At 66.0% G+C, this 14,158-nt stretch carries 17 protein-coding genes; 12 read left to right on the forward strand and 5 right to left on the reverse strand.

Annotated features, from left to right (window positions below):
* Window positions 1–43: 43 nt before the first annotated feature.
* From E3T39_RS03945 to E3T39_RS03990, 10 genes are all read left to right on the forward strand, one after another.
* Entirely contained in the window at window positions 44–427 is a 384-nt protein-coding gene (locus tag E3T39_RS03945) for a hypothetical protein (RefSeq protein WP_134513427.1), read from the forward strand.
* Window positions 428–493: 66 nt separating this feature from the next.
* Entirely contained in the window at window positions 494–913 is a 420-nt protein-coding gene (locus E3T39_RS03950) for a phage holin family protein (protein WP_134513428.1), read from the forward strand.
* A complete protein-coding gene (locus E3T39_RS03955) occupies window positions 900–1,193 on the forward strand; it encodes a DUF3618 domain-containing protein (protein WP_241979496.1) in 294 nt (97 codons plus the stop codon). Before E3T39_RS03950 ends, E3T39_RS03955 begins: the two co-directional genes overlap by 14 nt.
* An 82-nt stretch (window positions 1,194–1,275) precedes the next feature.
* Window positions 1,276–2,028, forward strand: a complete 753-nt coding sequence (hemQ, locus tag E3T39_RS03960; protein WP_134513429.1) for a hydrogen peroxide-dependent heme synthase — start codon at window positions 1,276–1,278, stop codon at window positions 2,026–2,028.
* On the forward strand, window positions 2,028–3,152 hold the full coding sequence (locus E3T39_RS03965; protein WP_134513430.1) for a ferrochelatase: 1,125 nt from the start codon (window positions 2,028–2,030) through the stop codon (window positions 3,150–3,152). Before hemQ ends, E3T39_RS03965 begins: the two co-directional genes overlap by 1 nt.
* The gene (gene hemC / locus E3T39_RS03970; RefSeq protein ID WP_134513431.1) at window positions 3,149–4,102 is read left to right on the forward strand and encodes a hydroxymethylbilane synthase; all 954 of its coding nucleotides are present in this window, start codon (window positions 3,149–3,151) and stop codon (window positions 4,100–4,102) included. Before E3T39_RS03965 ends, hemC begins: the two co-directional genes overlap by 4 nt.
* 4 nt (window positions 4,103–4,106) lie before the next feature.
* On the forward strand, window positions 4,107–4,895 hold the full coding sequence (locus tag E3T39_RS03975; RefSeq protein ID WP_241979497.1) for a uroporphyrinogen-III synthase: 789 nt from the start codon (window positions 4,107–4,109) through the stop codon (window positions 4,893–4,895).
* A 57-nt stretch (window positions 4,896–4,952) separates the two neighbouring features.
* Entirely contained in the window at window positions 4,953–5,936 is a 984-nt protein-coding gene (gene hemB / locus E3T39_RS03980) for a porphobilinogen synthase (RefSeq protein WP_134513433.1), read from the forward strand.
* On the forward strand, window positions 5,933–7,306 hold the full coding sequence (gene hemL / locus E3T39_RS03985) for a glutamate-1-semialdehyde 2,1-aminomutase (RefSeq protein WP_241979498.1): 1,374 nt from the start codon (window positions 5,933–5,935) through the stop codon (window positions 7,304–7,306). The genes hemB and hemL overlap by 4 nt, the downstream gene beginning before the upstream one ends.
* A gap of 129 nt (window positions 7,307–7,435) precedes the next feature.
* Window positions 7,436–7,786: a hypothetical protein gene (locus tag E3T39_RS03990; RefSeq protein WP_104128816.1), complete on the forward strand. Its 351-nt coding sequence runs from the start codon at window positions 7,436–7,438 to the stop codon at window positions 7,784–7,786.
* Between the two features lie 8 nt (window positions 7,787–7,794).
* Here the strand turns inward: E3T39_RS03990 and E3T39_RS03995 are convergent, their stop codons facing one another.
* The 5 genes from E3T39_RS03995 to trhO form a co-directional block, all read right to left on the reverse strand.
* Window positions 7,795–8,175 (reverse strand): DUF1304 domain-containing protein, encoded by a 381-nt coding sequence (locus tag E3T39_RS03995; protein ID WP_134513434.1) that lies wholly within the window; start codon window positions 8,173–8,175, stop codon window positions 7,795–7,797.
* A 29-nt stretch (window positions 8,176–8,204) separates the two neighbouring features.
* A complete protein-coding gene (locus E3T39_RS04000; RefSeq protein ID WP_241979499.1) occupies window positions 8,205–9,038 on the reverse strand; it encodes an ABC transporter permease in 834 nt (277 codons plus the stop codon).
* Window positions 9,035–9,937 carry an ATP-binding cassette domain-containing protein gene (locus tag E3T39_RS04005; protein WP_134513435.1) on the reverse strand — a complete coding sequence of 301 codons (903 nt, stop codon included), beginning with the start codon at window positions 9,935–9,937 and terminating at the stop codon, window positions 9,035–9,037. The genes E3T39_RS04000 and E3T39_RS04005 overlap by 4 nt, the downstream gene beginning before the upstream one ends.
* Before the next feature lie 83 nt (window positions 9,938–10,020).
* Entirely contained in the window at window positions 10,021–11,244 is a 1,224-nt protein-coding gene (locus E3T39_RS04010; RefSeq protein ID WP_134513436.1) for a cysteine desulfurase-like protein, read from the reverse strand.
* Window positions 11,245–11,325: 81 nt separating this feature from the next.
* Window positions 11,326–12,252, reverse strand: coding sequence for an oxygen-dependent tRNA uridine(34) hydroxylase TrhO (gene trhO / locus E3T39_RS04015; RefSeq protein ID WP_134513437.1), 927 nt, complete (start codon window positions 12,250–12,252; stop codon window positions 11,326–11,328).
* Between the two features lie 106 nt (window positions 12,253–12,358).
* On the opposite strand from trhO, the gene E3T39_RS04020 reads away from it, so the two are divergent.
* Together E3T39_RS04020 and E3T39_RS04025 are read left to right on the forward strand one after the other, a co-directional pair.
* Window positions 12,359–12,883 carry a YbhB/YbcL family Raf kinase inhibitor-like protein gene (locus E3T39_RS04020; protein WP_134513438.1) on the forward strand — a complete coding sequence of 175 codons (525 nt, stop codon included), beginning with the start codon at window positions 12,359–12,361 and terminating at the stop codon, window positions 12,881–12,883.
* Window positions 12,884–12,975: 92 nt separating this feature from the next.
* Complete coding sequence (locus E3T39_RS04025; protein WP_241979500.1) at window positions 12,976–14,091, forward strand: alpha/beta hydrolase; 1,116 nt, start codon at window positions 12,976–12,978, stop codon at window positions 14,089–14,091.
* The last annotated feature ends 67 nt before the right edge of the window (window positions 14,092–14,158 follow it).

Here is a 14,158-nt window from a genome sequence, read left to right on the forward strand (position 1 = left end):
GAAGCGGGCTACTCTGGGGGAACCTTACGAAAGTGGAGACTCAATGCGCGGAAAGCTTCTGTTCATCACGGGCGGACTCGTCGGCTATGTGCTCGGCGCACGTGCTGGCCGTAAACGCTACGACCAGATCGCCGCCGCTGCCAATGATCTCTGGAACGCCAAGCCCGTTCAGCGCCGGGTGACTGAGGTACGCGACGCCGCCCTCGAACTGGTCGGCGACGTTCCCGCCACCCTGTACAAGGTCGGTAAGAAGGCCGTCTCACAGGCCGCGGCGAAGAAGAAGCAGGCTGCTGGCAAAACGGATGCCTACGCCACGCCGGCCGCGAAGGCCAGTACCGCCACGAGCCGTACTGCCGCCGCAAAGCCCAAGCCGAAGGCGACCCCCATGGCGACCCCCACGGCGGCAGACGATTCCACGGCGCAGTAAGCGCGCAACAGCTCGTAGAATTCAGACACCTGAAACCCCGACACCCGAGTATAGGGAAGGCAATCCGTGACTAGCAGTGGATTCAACCCGAAAAGCAAGCGCCCGTTGCTTGCACTGATCGGGGAACTGCCCGGCCAGATCAGCGCCCTCGTCAGGGCCGAACTGGATGCTTTCAAAGCCGAGTTCGTTGCTAAGGCCAAGAATTTCGGGGTCGGTGCCGCCCTCTTCATTGTGGCCGCTGCCATCCTCTTTTTCGCCCTCGGGGTGTTCGTCGCCCTCGCTGTGATCGCGTTGGCCCTCGTGCTGCCGCTCTGGCTGGCCACACTCATCGTGGCGGTCGCGCTGGTGCTCATCGCCGTCATCCTGCTGCTTATCGGTGTCAACCGGGTGAAGGCGGCCACGAAACCCGATCCGGAGGGTGTGCACGCGAGCATCCGTCACGACGTTGATGCATTCAAGGGAGTTGGCGAATATGACCATAAATAACCCCGAGCTCACCGAGGCTGGCAGGGACAAGCGCGACATCGATGACCTGCGCGCCGAAGCGCGGCAGGCGCGCGCCGAGCTCGCTTCGACGCTCGATGCTATCGAGTACAAGTTCAATTTGCCCAAGCAGCTGCGCATTAATCGCCGTCGCCTGACCCATGCCCTGCGCCAGCTCGGCGAGGACAGCCCGGCCGCCCTCGTGGGAATTGCGCTCAGCGCGGCGACCGTGGTCGGCGTTATCGTCTGGTTCGGCGCTTCCGCGGTGGTTAAGAACCGCTAGTTCCGATCAAACCGGGCGAGTCAGTTCACAGAATCGCAGCGCTCATTTTGGTGCCGGGCTCAATAAAGAGCAAACTAGACCTATGACTCACCCGGCTGCCGGAGAGGCAGTAACCAACGTTCAGCCCGCCACCCCTACCGATTCCGAAGTACCCGCGGCTTCGCCGCAAGGTTTCGCCCTCTTTACCGTTCTGCGAAGAGATCCGAACAACCCGGATGACCTCGACGGCCGCGATGTCCCGCACGCGGTCAATGAGCTCGACGACGTTGTCGCCCTGATCGAAGCCGAGGGCGTTACGGTTCGCGGTTTCTACGACGTCTCCGGACTCAAGGCCGATGCCGACGTCATGATCTGGACCCACGCCGACGAGGCTGAGACCCTGCAGTGGGCCAACCGCGAGCTGCGCCGCAGCCGCCTGCTTAAGAGTCTCCTACCCACCTGGAATGCCATGGGGGTGCACCGCGACGCCGAATTCAACAAGAGCCACGTGCCCGCTTTTTTGCGCGGCGTAGAACCCAAGGCCTGGCTCACGATCTACCCCTTTGTGCGCAGCTACGAGTGGTACCTGCTGCCCGACGACGAGCGCAGCAAGATGCTCGCCGACCACGGCCGCAAGGGCGCCGCTTACCGTGGAGCCCTGGCCAACACGATCTCGGCTTTCGCCCTTGGCGACTACGAGTGGCTGCTGCCGATCGAGAGCGACGAACTCACCGAACTGGTCGACCTGATGCGCGGCCTGCGTGAAACCGAAGCCCGCCGCCACGTGCGCGAGGAGATCCCGTTCTTCACCGGACGCCGCATCTCCACCGCCGAGGTCGTCGAGGTTCTGCAGTAATGACCACGTACGACGCCGTTTTGCTGGCCGGTTTCGGCGGCCCCGAAGGCCAGGACGACGTGATTCCGTTCCTGCGCAACGTGACGGGCGGCCGTGGCATCCCCGAGGAACGCCTCGAGGTCGTGGCCAAGCACTACCGCCACTACGGCGGCGTCAGCCCGATCAACGACCAGAACCGTGTGTTAAAAGCTGCGCTTCAGGTCGAACTGACCCGTCGCGGCATCGACCTGCCCGTGATCTGGGGTAACCGTAACTGGGCGCCGTACCTCGCCGACACGATCTCTGACGCTCACGATGCGGGCCAAGACCGCCTGCTCGCGATCGCGACGAGCGCTTACAGCTCCTACAGCGGATGCCGCCAGTACCGCGAAGACTTCGCTGCGGCGCTGACGACCAAGGGCCTGAACGACACGGTGCACATCGACAAAATTCGCCAGTTTTTTGACCACCCCGGCTTCGTTACCCCCTTCATCACCGGTGTCACCCAGGGCCTGCAAGACGTCCGAGATGCCATCCCCGGCATCAATGTCGACACCGAGGTCGAGATTCTGTTCTCGACCCACTCGATCCCCATGACGGATGCCAACAAGAGCGGCCCAGCCGAGCGCGGTTTCGGCGAGGGTGGCGCGTACGAAGCGCAGCACCGCGCCGTCGCCCAGGTCATCATGGACTCCCTCGTGGAACCGGCCGATACCGAGGCGCCGCTGAAGACCCAGTGGCAGCTCGTCTACCAGTCCCGCAGCGGCCCGCCCAGCATGCCATGGCTCGAACCCGACATCAACGATGCGATCGCCCTGCTGCCCGCCCGCGGCATCCGTGCCGTCATCATCGTGCCGCTTGGATTCGTGAGTGACCACATGGAGGTCCTGTGGGACCTCGACAACGAGGCGATGGAGACGAGCGAAAAGTTCGGCCTCCACGCCGTACGCGTGCCCACCCCCGGTGTCTCGCCCGACTTCGTAAGCGGCCTCGTCGACCTGATCGAGGAACGATTGAACGACACCCCGACCTCCGACCGCCCGGCTAAAACCGCCCTCGGTCCCTGGTACGACGTCTGCCGTCCCGGCTGCTGCGAAAACGTGCGCCTCGGCTTCAAGCCGGCCCTCGCCGGAATGGCACCATGACCGTCATCCGCGTGGGCACTCGGGCGAGTGCCCTGGCCCTCGCCCAGACCCAGACCATCGTCAACCGCATCGCGGCTTCGGCCGGTGTCGAGGTTGAAATCGTGCGGGTTACCACGCACGGCGATACCTCGACCGAATCGCTCTCGAGCCTCGGCGGCACCGGTGTGTTCGCGAGCGCCCTGCGCGAAGCCCTGCTGAACGACGAGTGCGACGTCATCGTGCACTCGTTCAAGGACCTGCCGACCGAGGCGCACCCTGGCCTCGTCATCGGCGCAACGCCCAAGAGAGCGGATGCCCGGGACGTGCTGGTGGCACGCGCCGGCTTCACCCTGGACACCCTGCCAGAGGGCGCCCGAGTCGGCACAGGTTCGCCCCGCCGGGTCGCCCAGTTGCTTGAGCGTCGGCCCGACCTCACGATCGTCGACATTCGCGGCAACATCGATACACGTGTGGGCCGCGTCACCGAGGGAGACCTCGACGCCGTCGTGCTGGCCGCCGCCGGCCTCGGACGCCTCGGTCGGCTCGATTCCCTGGCGCCCGAATTTCTCGACCTGTCGGCCTGGCCCACCGCTCCCGGCCAGGGGGCGCTCGCCATCGAGGTGCGGAGCGGCAAGCCCGATCGCCTGCTGGGCGTGGCGCTCGAGGCCATGAACCATTCCTCGACCGAGGCGACGACCACCGCCGAACGCACGGTACTGGCCCGCCTCGAGGCCGGTTGTGCGGCACCGATCGGTGCGACCGCGGTCGTCGACGATGGCCTGCTGTTTCTCACCGCCACCGTGTACAGCCCGGATGGCTCTCGCAAGATCACCAGTTCACACGCGGCAACGCCCGATTCCCACTCTGCCCTCCATCTCACTGAAGCCGCGCTCGACGTGGCCGAACGAGTATCCATAGATCTTCTGGCCGGTGGCGCGGCCGAGTTCGCTCCCCTGAAAGTGACTGAGTGACCACGTGATCAATCGACAGACCAAGCCCCTCGCGGGCTGGCGAGTTCTCGTTCCGCGCGGTGGACCCTGGGGTGATCAGGTGGCAGCCAATCTGCGCGCCATGGGAGCGCATCCGATCGTCGCTCCCATGATCAACTTCGCGGCGACTGACGACGCCCCGGCCCTCGAAGCGGCGCTGACCCGCCTCGCCGCCGGCGACTTCGACTGGATGACCATCACGAGCGCCACGACCGTCGACGTTCTGTCGTCGCACCGCGCGGTCGTCGCACCCGGAACGCGCATCGCCGCGGTCGGTGAAACCACCGCGGCCGCGCTCGTTGCGGCCGGCTACCACGTGGACATCGTTCCCTCCGAAGATAATTCTGCGCGCGGCCTGCTGAAGGAGTGGGAGGCTGCCACTGCCGGCGTCATCCCCCTGCGCGTGCTCACGCTGCGCAGTGAAATCGCCAAGCCACTGCTCTCCGAAGGGCTGCGCCGCGTCGGCCACGACGTGGAATCGGTCGTCGCCTACCGCACGATCGGCGTGCCCGTCAGCGACCAAGTCGTCGCCGACGTCAAAGCCGGCCTCGTGCACGCCGTACTCGTCACCAGTGGCAGCGTGGCGCGCCAGGTACGCGAACAATTCGGCGACATTCCCGAGCGCACACTCGTGGCGTGTATCGGTCCGCAGACCGCGAAGGATTCCCGGGCCCTCGGCCTGCGCGTTGATGTGATCGCCGAGGAACGCAGCGCCGAGTCGCTGATTGACGCGCTCGTCGATGCCGCTTTGGCGGGAACCGCACCGGCACTCTGATCGGTCAGGTAACGGCCGGATAACGGAACGCACAGCCGAGCGGCGTAGGGTACAGGAGTGACCAAACCCGTTATCCGCCCACGACGCTTGCGCACCAGCGGCGCGCTCCGTCGCCTGGCCAGTGAAATTCGTGTCAACCCGGCCGAGCTCGTGCTCCCCATGTTCGTGCGCGAAGGTGATGACGCCCGCCCAATCACGTCGATGCCTGGCGTTGTGCAGCACAGCATCGACAGCGCACGCCGGGCCGTCGTGCAGGCGGCCGAAGCCGGCATCGGCGGCATCATGTTGTTCGGGGTGCCAGACGTGCGTGATGCGACCGGAACCGGCGCGACCGATCCCAAGGGCATTCTCAACCTGGCCACTCGCGCTCTCGTCGACGAGATTGGCGACGCGCTCGTCGTGCAGACCGACCTGTGCCTCGACGAATTCACCGACCACGGCCACTGCGGCGTGCTCGCGGCCGACGGTCACGTCGACAACGACGCCACCCTCGAACGCTACCGCGACATGGCCCTTGCCCAGGCCACGGCCGGATCCGCGCTGCTTGGTCTCTCGGGCATGATGGACGGCCAGGTCGCGGCCGTGCGCGAGACCCTCGACGGCAACGGTTTCGAAGACACCGCCGTGCTCGCCTACTCGGCCAAGTACGCCTCCGCTTTCTATGGACCGTTCCGCGAAGCCGTTGCCTCGACGCTGGTCGGCGACCGCCGCACCTATCAGCTCGACCCGGCCAACCGGCGCGAGGGCCTGCGTGAAGCGCAGCTCGACATCGCCGAGGGCGCCGACATCGTCATGGTCAAACCGGCCGGCGGCTACCTCGACGTGCTCGCCGCAGTTGCCGCCATGAGTGATATTCCCGTTTGGGCATACCAAGTGTCTGGCGAATACGCGATGATCGAAGCTGCCGCCGCGCAGGGCTGGATCGACCGTCGCCGTGCAATCGAAGAGTCGGTTTTGAGCATCCGCCGGGCCGGTGCTGATGCCGTGCTCACCTACTGGGCTGTTGAACTGGCCACCTGGCTCAAGGAGGAGCAAGCATGACCGACACGATGTCAACGTCAGCGGAACACACAGCCACCCACAACGACGAGCTGTTCGACCGCGCCCGCCGTGTGATTCCCGGGGGAGTCAACTCGCCGGTGCGCGCCTTCGGCTCGGTCGGCGGCACTCCGCTGTTTCTCGTCAAGGCTGCGGGCGCATACGTCACGGACTCCGACGGCCGGGAGTATGTCGACCTCGTCAATTCCTGGGGCCCGGCAATTCTGGGCCATGCGCATCCCGAGGTCATCAGGGCCGTGCAGGATGCTGCCGCCCTCGGACTGTCTTTCGGTGCGTCGACACCGGCGGAGACCGAACTGGCCGAACTCGTCGCTGAGCGCGTCGGCGCGGTCGAAAAGCTGCGCCTCGTGTCGACCGGTACAGAGGCGACCATGACCGCCATCCGTCTGGCCCGCGGCTTCACCAATCGTGACCTGCTGATCAAGTTCGCCGGCCACTATCACGGTCACTCCGACGGCCTGCTCGCCCAGGCTGGCTCCGGCCTCGCCACCCTCGCCCTGCCCGGTTCAGCCGGGGTCACGGCCGCTACCGCAGCGCAGACCCTCGTGCTGCCGTATAACGACCTCGCTGCCGTGCGGGCCGCCTTCGAGGCGCACCCTGGCCGGATTGCCGCCATCATCACCGAAGCCGCTGCGGCCAACATGGGAGTTGTCGCCCCGGATGCCGGCTTCAACGCCGCGCTGTCGGGGATCGCGCACGAGAACGGCGCCCTGCTCATCCTCGACGAGGTGCTCACTGGTTTTCGGGTGAGCCGCGCCGGTTTCTGGGGCTTGGAGACCAGCAGTCTGGAGGCGGCCGGCGAAGAGTTCTACACACCCGACCTGCTCACCTTCGGCAAGATCATCGGCGGCGGACTGCCCGTAGCCGCCCTCGGCGGCCGAGCCGACGTGATGGACTTTCTCGCACCGACCGGCCCGGTCTACCAGGCCGGCACGCTGTCGGGCAACCCCGTCGCCGTCGCGGCGGGGATCGCGACCCTCAACCTGCTCGACGAGAGCGTGTACGACCGTCTTAACGCGACCGCCATAATCCTCTCTGAGGCCGTTTCCGCCTCGCTCACCGCCGAGGGTGTCGCCCACCGGGTGCAGCGGGCTGGCAACCTGTTCAGCTTCGTGTTCGGCGACGAGGCCCAGGGGTCGGCACCGCGCACCTATGCCGACGTGCAGCGCCAGGAAGCCTTTCGCTACGCACCGTTTTTCCACGCCATGCTCGATGGTGGCGTGTCGTTGCCGCCGAGCGTGTTTGAGGCCTGGTTCGTCTCCGACGCGCACGATCAGACCGCCATCGGGCGCATCTTCGAGGCTCTGCCCGCTGCGGCCAAGGCTGCCGCTGCCGCGACGCCGCGGGGCTGACCCGGGCGAGCGGATGAGCGTGGCCGACTGAGGGCATCCGCTGCCGTTGGAGAGATCCTGCGCTTGGACGTTGCTGCTTTGTGAGGTTCACACAACAGATTTGCGGCCCCAACGGGGCAGACTGGAACAATGGCTTCCCTGAGCGTGCATTCTGACCGGCTCGAGATCCACCTGACGCGCGCGGAAAGAACCCTCGCGCTGCGAAGGGAGTCGATCGTGGTGCAGCGAGAGAATATCCGCTCGGTGATCATCACCGAAGATCCGTGGATTTGGCTGCGCGGAATTCGTGCTCTCGGCTCGATCGTTCCGCTCGTCCTGGCCGCGGGAACCTGGAAGTTTCATGGCGGCAAAGACTTCGTGTCGATCAAACGTCACCGCCCTGCCGTGGTGATCGACCTCGTCGACGAAGAATTCGCCCGCGTCATTCTCACCAGCCAGCACGCGACCGATCTCATCGACTCGCTCAAGCTGCCGGCCTAGCCGACCAGCTAGGCAAAGAGGAACAGCACGAAGCCGATCAGTGGCAGCGTGCCCTGAATCAGCGCGGCCCTGGCATAGTTCCGGCCACCGCTCCACAGCACGATGGCGGCGAGCACCATCGACGCGGTCGAAAACAAGATGAGCGCGAGGCCCGCGGCGGGAATGCCGCCGAAGAACAGACCGAGACCCGTGACTGCACCGAGCCCCAAAAACAGGTTGTAGAAACCCTGGTTGTAGGCCATCGGCTTGATGGTGGCGGCGTCCGCCTGGCTGGCCACACCGAAGCGTTTCCAGATGGCGGGGCGGGTCCACCACAGGCTCTCCATCGTGAAGATGTAGCCGTGCAGCACGGCGGCGAGGGCAACGAACAGAGCAGCGACAATGGCCATGTCCGCAGCCTATGCCCCCACCGGCACGACTACGTGACGTCCTTCTTCCAGCTCACGGCGTAACCGATGACGGTCGCGACCAGGGCATAACCGAGCAGCACGAGACCGCCCTGCCACCAGTCCAGCGGGGCGGCTCCGGCCGGGCTGGCCACGGTGAAGATGCTCGCGCCGACGAGGGCATCGGAGGCGGCTCCGGGCAGAAAGTTACCGATCGTCGCCGTGACTTCGAGGAAAGAGGCGGCCAGCCGCAGCAGCGGTTCGACGAACTGGGTGAAGGCGAGCACGATCACAATCGAGGCCACCTGATTGGGCACGAGCACGCCGAGGCCGACGCCGATCGCCGCCCAGAGGCCCATGGCGAGAAGCGTGCGCGCCACGAGCAGCCAGGTCTCGGAGCCCTGCAGTAACGCATCGACACCAAAGGCGCTCAACACCCCGCCGCCGATACCAACCGATGCCGCTAGCGCGACGAGCCCGAAGCCCGCACCGATCAGAATCAGCGTCACCGTCTTGGCCCCCAGCACCACGCCGCGTCGAGGGGTTGCCAGAAACGTCGGCGTCAATGTCTGGTGGCGAAACTCACCGGTCGACGCGAGGGCACCGAGCAGCACCGGAAAGACGTACCCGACCGAGGAGGCGAAGCTGTAGATGAGGGGAGGGAGGGTTCCGAAGGTGATCGCCCCGCCGCCGGTATTGACGGCATCCGGGCTGATCACACCGGTCTGGAGACCGGCGAACAGCGCCGCGAGGCCACCGGCGAGCAGGCCGATGTAACAAAAAAGCACGATAGCGAGAATCCACCACAGGCGGGTGGTGAAAATCTTGGCGAATTCGGCCGCGACAGAACGCACGAACAAAATCACAGCGACTGGCTCCCGCCGACGAGGGCGAGAAACGAGTCCTCGAGGCCGGCTTTCTGACGATGCAGCACGCTCAGTTCGACCCCGGCGGTGAAGGCGAGATGTCCGAGCAGGCCCGGATCGGGCGTCGCGGCCAGCAGGCCGGTGCGGCCGATCGAGAAGGTGATGCCGGCGGCCGTGAGGGCGGCGGCGAGGGCGTCCCGGTCGGGCGAATCGACGATCGTCTGCGGGGCGGCATCCGTGTCGAGGCTGGACAGCGGACCCAGATGCACGAGTTGACCCCTGGCGATGATGACGACGTCGTCGACGCTCTGCTGCACCTCGGAGAGCAGGTGGGAGCTGACCAGAACAGTGCGGCCCTCGGCGGCCATGTCGCGCAGAAACCCGCGAATCCAGCGGATGCCCTCCGGGTCCAGCCCGTTGATCGGTTCGTCGAGCACAAGCACGCCCGGGTCGCCGAGCAGGGCGTACGCCAGGCCGAGTCGTTGGCGCATGCCGAGTGAGTAGCCGCCAACCCGCTGGGCGGCGTGAGCGGCGAGTCCCACCTGGGTGAGTACTTCCAGCACTCGGGTGCGCGATAGTCCGGCCGCGATCGTGTACACGGCGAGGTGGTCGCGGGCGCTGCGGCCCGGGTGAAAGCTCGCGGCTTCGAGGGCGGCGCCCACCGTGGCGAGCGGATGCGGCAGGTCGCGGTAGCGCACGCCGCCGAATGTGGCCGTGCCGCTGCTGGCGGCGACCAGCCCGAGCAGAATGCGCAGGCTCGTGGTCTTACCGGCACCGTTCGGCCCCAGGAACCCGGTGACCCGGCCGGGTTCAACCGTGAACGAGAGATCGGTGACCGCGGCGACACCACCAAAGCGTTTGCTGATGTTGTGAAATTCGATAACAGCGCCGGCCGGCATCCGACTCCCCCCTGTAATGAGTCCAGCCTAGGGCCGGCAACGTCCCTGCTTCTGCCGTCCAAGAAGGCCTTCCGGCACAATCGCTACGGCCGTAGAAAGTCGTCGAGCGCGTCGATTATCCGCTCGACCTCGTGCGCCGTGGTGTACGGCGCGAGGCCGATGCGCAGTCCGCCGTCATCGCCCAGCCCGAGGTGCCGACTCGCTTCTCGGGCGTAGAACGAACCGGCCGGAGCCAGAATCCCCCGGCCGGTCAGAAACGCGGAGGCGGCATCGGCCGAATGGTCGGCGAAGGTCACCAAAACGGTGGGGGTGCGCCGAGCGGCGCGGGAATGCACGCGCACGCCGGGCAGCGCGGCGAGCCCCGCTTCAAGCTGGGTGAGCAACAGCGCTTCGTGCGCTTCGAGTGCGTGTGACGACGCGACGAGGCGTTCCCGTCGGGTTGGGGCGGCGGCGCCAACGGGGGGCGAGGCCGGCACGAGCGCGGCGAGAAAATCAATGGCCGCCGTCACGCCGGCGAGTTGTTCGTATGGGAGGGTGCCAAACTCGAATCGCTCGGGCACGGAATCGGTTGACGTCGCGAGCTTGTCGGGCCGGATGCCTTCTAAGAGTTCCGGTGCGGCGGCGAGAACGCCGCAATGCGGGCCGAGAAACTTATACGGGGAGCACACGAAGAAGTCGGCACCGAGCGCCTTGAGGTCGACGAGTGCATGCGGTGTGTAGTGCACACCGTCAACGTAGAGCAGCGCGCCGGCGGCATGCACCACCTCGGCGATCGCCGCGATCGGCGGGCGGGTACCAATCAGGTTCGATGCGGCTGTGACGGCAACGAGGCGCGTCGCTGGACCAACGACGGCGGCGAACGCGTCGGCGGACAATTCGCCGGTGGACGGGTCGAAGTCGACCCAGCGCACGGTTGCGCCCGTGCGGTCGGCCGCCTGCACCCACGGCCGGATATTCGAGTCATGGTCGAGGCGGGAGACCACGACCTCGTCGCCGGGACCCCACGCGCGGGAGAGATGATGGGAGAAATCGTAGGTGAGTGCTGTCGCACTACGCCCGTAGACGATGCCATTGGGCTCTGCGCCGAGCAGGTCTGCTGCGGCGGTGCGAAACCCGGTCACAGCCTCGTCCGCGTTGCGTTCGGGCAGGCTGCCCGTGCCGCGGTTCGAGAGCGGGCGAGTGAGGGTCAGTGCGATCGCCGCGCCGACCTGCCGCGGGGTCTGCGTGCCGCCCGGTCCATCGAAATGAGCGATGCCGGTGGAGAGGGCGGGAAAATGGGTGCGAACAGCCAGCGCGTCATAGGTCACACCACGATCCAATCACAGCGTGTGCCAGCACAGGAAGTCTCTACCGGCGTTTCGGTGCTGATCGTGTTCCAGAACGGCCGCTCAGGTTGCGGGCGACGCCTCGCTCGCTCGCGACGCATGGGTGGTGCAGGCCGGAGCCTGGGCGGCCACGCAGGTAGCACACACGATCAGCTGTTCCCGGCACGAGGCGTCGCGGCAGTTGAGCATGTTCGTGGTGGGCGCGGCGCACACTTGGCAGACACCGAGCACGGCAGCGTCGGGAGCGAAGTCGATGGACATCCGCTGGTCGAAGACGTAGAGCGAACCCGACCACAGGCCGTCATTGCCGAAGGCCTCGCCGTAGCGCACAATGCCGCCGTCGAGTTGGTAGACCTCGTCGAAACCGCGCGACTTCATCAAGCCGCTGAGCACCTCACACCGGATGCCACCGGTGCAGTAGGTCACCACCGGCTTGCCCTTGAGATGGTCGTACTTTCCGCTGTCGAGTTCGGCCACGAACTCGCGGGTGTTGGCCACGTCTGGCACGACAGCGCCCCGAAAATGACCGATTTCGGCCTCGAATTGGTTACGCCCGTCGAAGAAGACCACGTCATCGCCGCGCTCGGCGACCAGGGCGTTGAGTTCGGCCGGCAGTAGCTTGGTGCCGCCGCCGACCACTCCCGCCTGGTCGACGCGCAACTCGCCGGGCGCGCCAAAGCTCACGATCTCGTCGCGCACCTTGACCACGAGTTTCGGAAAGTCCAGACTCTGGCCGCCCTCGTCGAGGCCGGTACCCTCGCTCCACTTGAAATCGATGTTTTTGAACGCGGGGTAGTCGCGGGTCTTACGGATGTATTTCTTGATCGCGGGCAGGTCGCCGCCGACCGTGCCGTTCAGGCCATCCTTCGAGATGAGGATGCGCCCGCGCAGGCCGAGCCCGGCACAGAGGTCGCGTTGCCACAGGCGCACCGCATCGGGGTCGGCCAGCGGCGTGAAGATGTAAAAGAGCAGAATCTTCGGAATGGCCATAGGCCCATTTTACGGGGGAGCCATTGTGACGAGGTGCGCGCTGACGAGGTGCGCGCGTAGGCTGGCCGCACTGATTGTCTCGCAACAGATCGACCGGAGGCCACGCATGACAAAAGACCCGCTCGCCCGCTTCGGCGAGGTGCCACAGTTCTCGCTCACGAGCACCGACATGACCGATGGTGGGCCGTTGCGGCCGGCCCAATATGGCGCTGATGCCGGGGGAGCGGATGTCTCCCCGCAGCTCTCCTGGACCGGTTTCCCGACCGAGACCCAGGGTTTTGCCCTGACCGTGTACGACCCGGATGCCCCGACCGGCTCCGGGTTCTGGCACTGGGCCGTGGCGAACCTGCCGGTCTCCGTCACCGAGCTTTCTGCCGGAGTCGAGTCGTTGCCGACCGGCTCGCTCGTACTGCCCAATGAGCTGCGGCTCACCTCATTTTCCGGCGCCGGACCGCCGCCGGGAACCGGCACCCACCGTTATCAGTTCATCGTTCATGCGCTCGACGTGCCAACGCTTGAGCTCGACCCGCAGTCCACACCGGGCGTCCTGGGCTTCAACCTGCACTTTCACACTCTTGCGCGTGCGGTCCTGGAGGCGACCGGGGTCGCGGGTGGGGCATCCGCTGCCTGAACGTCCGTTAAGTGACCCACTTGAAACCGGGAATTTACCCCAAATGGGGTAGTTCCCAGCGAGGATTCGGGGAGTCGAATTAACCTCAGGCAGTGAGTAAGACCAGTACCGCGTTCGACATCGATCGTCCCATCCCCCCGCACCGTTCCCCGTCGTTGCCAGACCGTGCCGCGCCAGACCGTGCCGCCACGTCGGCTCCGGCCTGGCTGCACGGCATCCGCGTCCACACTGACGGACTGACTGTCGACCGGTCGGCTCATCGGGAGACCGGTATTCGTCGCCTTCCGGTTTGGGCGTGGCGCGCGCTCATGCTGCGACGGGTGGCTCCGGTGCATAAATTCAACCTGCACCCAATCGACTCCGTCGAGTATGACCTCGATCTGGACTACATCGGCGACGGCCAGAAGATTCACCGGCTCGACGTTCTCGCTCCCAAACGCGAGGCTGGGGCGGAACCGCTGCCCGTCTACGTGTACTTTCACGGGGGCGGCTGGACCTCGGGCGACAAAGATCCCCTCACCAAGTACTGCGCCAGTCAGGCCGCCGAAGGCATGATCGTCGTAAACGCCAACTACCGCATGGCGACGCGGTTTCAGCTCAAGCACATGATGCAAGACGGCAACGCGGTGCTGGACTGGGTGGCCCGCAATATCGCCGCCTATGGGGGAGACCCGACACGCATCGTGCTCGGTGGCGATTCCGCCGGCGGCCACATTGCGGCGCTGCTCACCGCTGCGACGTTTGAGCCGGAGCTCGCCACACACTATGACATCGCCCCGCCGGTCGCCTCGCGAAACCTGCGCGGCCTGGTGCAGCACTGCAGCATCGCGGATTTCTCGGTGTTGTTCGACCGGGGATTTGTATTGAGTCTCAATTTCGTCAGGATGCTGTTGCCCGACCGGGGGCGGGGACTGCACCTGCGCACGGCCGCACGTTTTATGTCGCCGATCGAGTGGCTTAACCGGGGGTTTCCGCCGGTCTTTGTCACGACGTCGGAGCGCGATTACTTCTACCGCGCCAACCTCAACTTCATCGAGGCGCTGCGGGCTCGCAAGATTCGGGTCGATACCCTGATTTATGGTCGCCAGAGCGTCAACACCAAGCACACCTGGCAGCAGGACGACACGCATCCGGAATCGCAGGAGGTCTACCGCCGCCTCGGCGCCTTCGTGCGCGCGGTGGCGCCGCGCGCGGTCGTCGCCGCCTGACGCGACAGTTGACTAGCGCGCATCTGAAGGTTCCTCGCAACCACGAGTTGCGCCGATCCCACCCTTG

Origin of the sequence: Cryobacterium suzukii, assembly GCF_004403185.1 — a bacterium.
GTDB classification, from domain to species: domain Bacteria; phylum Actinomycetota; class Actinomycetes; order Actinomycetales; family Microbacteriaceae; genus Cryobacterium; species Cryobacterium suzukii.

Excerpts from the sequence above, each read along its gene's own strand:
- E3T39_RS03945 (WP_134513427.1), top strand. The coding sequence starts at position 44 with ATGCGCGGAAAGCTTCTGTTCATCACGGGCGGACTCGTCGGCTATGTG.
- E3T39_RS03955 (WP_241979496.1), top strand. The coding sequence starts at position 900 with ATGACCATAAATAACCCCGAGCTCACCGAGGCTGGCAGGGACAAGCGC.
- hemQ (WP_134513429.1), top strand. The coding sequence starts at position 1,276 with ATGACTCACCCGGCTGCCGGAGAGGCAGTAACCAACGTTCAGCCCGCC.
- E3T39_RS03965 (WP_134513430.1), top strand. The coding sequence starts at position 2,028 with ATGACCACGTACGACGCCGTTTTGCTGGCCGGTTTCGGCGGCCCCGAA.
- hemC (WP_134513431.1), top strand. The coding sequence starts at position 3,149 with ATGACCGTCATCCGCGTGGGCACTCGGGCGAGTGCCCTGGCCCTCGCC.
- hemL (WP_241979498.1), top strand. The coding sequence starts at position 5,933 with ATGACCGACACGATGTCAACGTCAGCGGAACACACAGCCACCCACAAC.
- E3T39_RS03990 (WP_104128816.1), top strand. The coding sequence starts at position 7,436 with ATGGCTTCCCTGAGCGTGCATTCTGACCGGCTCGAGATCCACCTGACG.
- E3T39_RS03995 (WP_134513434.1), bottom strand. The coding sequence starts at position 8,175 with ATGGCCATTGTCGCTGCTCTGTTCGTTGCCCTCGCCGCCGTGCTGCAC.
- E3T39_RS04005 (WP_134513435.1), bottom strand. The coding sequence starts at position 9,937 with ATGCCGGCCGGCGCTGTTATCGAATTTCACAACATCAGCAAACGCTTT.
- trhO (WP_134513437.1), bottom strand. The coding sequence starts at position 12,252 with ATGGCCATTCCGAAGATTCTGCTCTTTTACATCTTCACGCCGCTGGCC.
- E3T39_RS04020 (WP_134513438.1), top strand. The coding sequence starts at position 12,359 with ATGACAAAAGACCCGCTCGCCCGCTTCGGCGAGGTGCCACAGTTCTCG.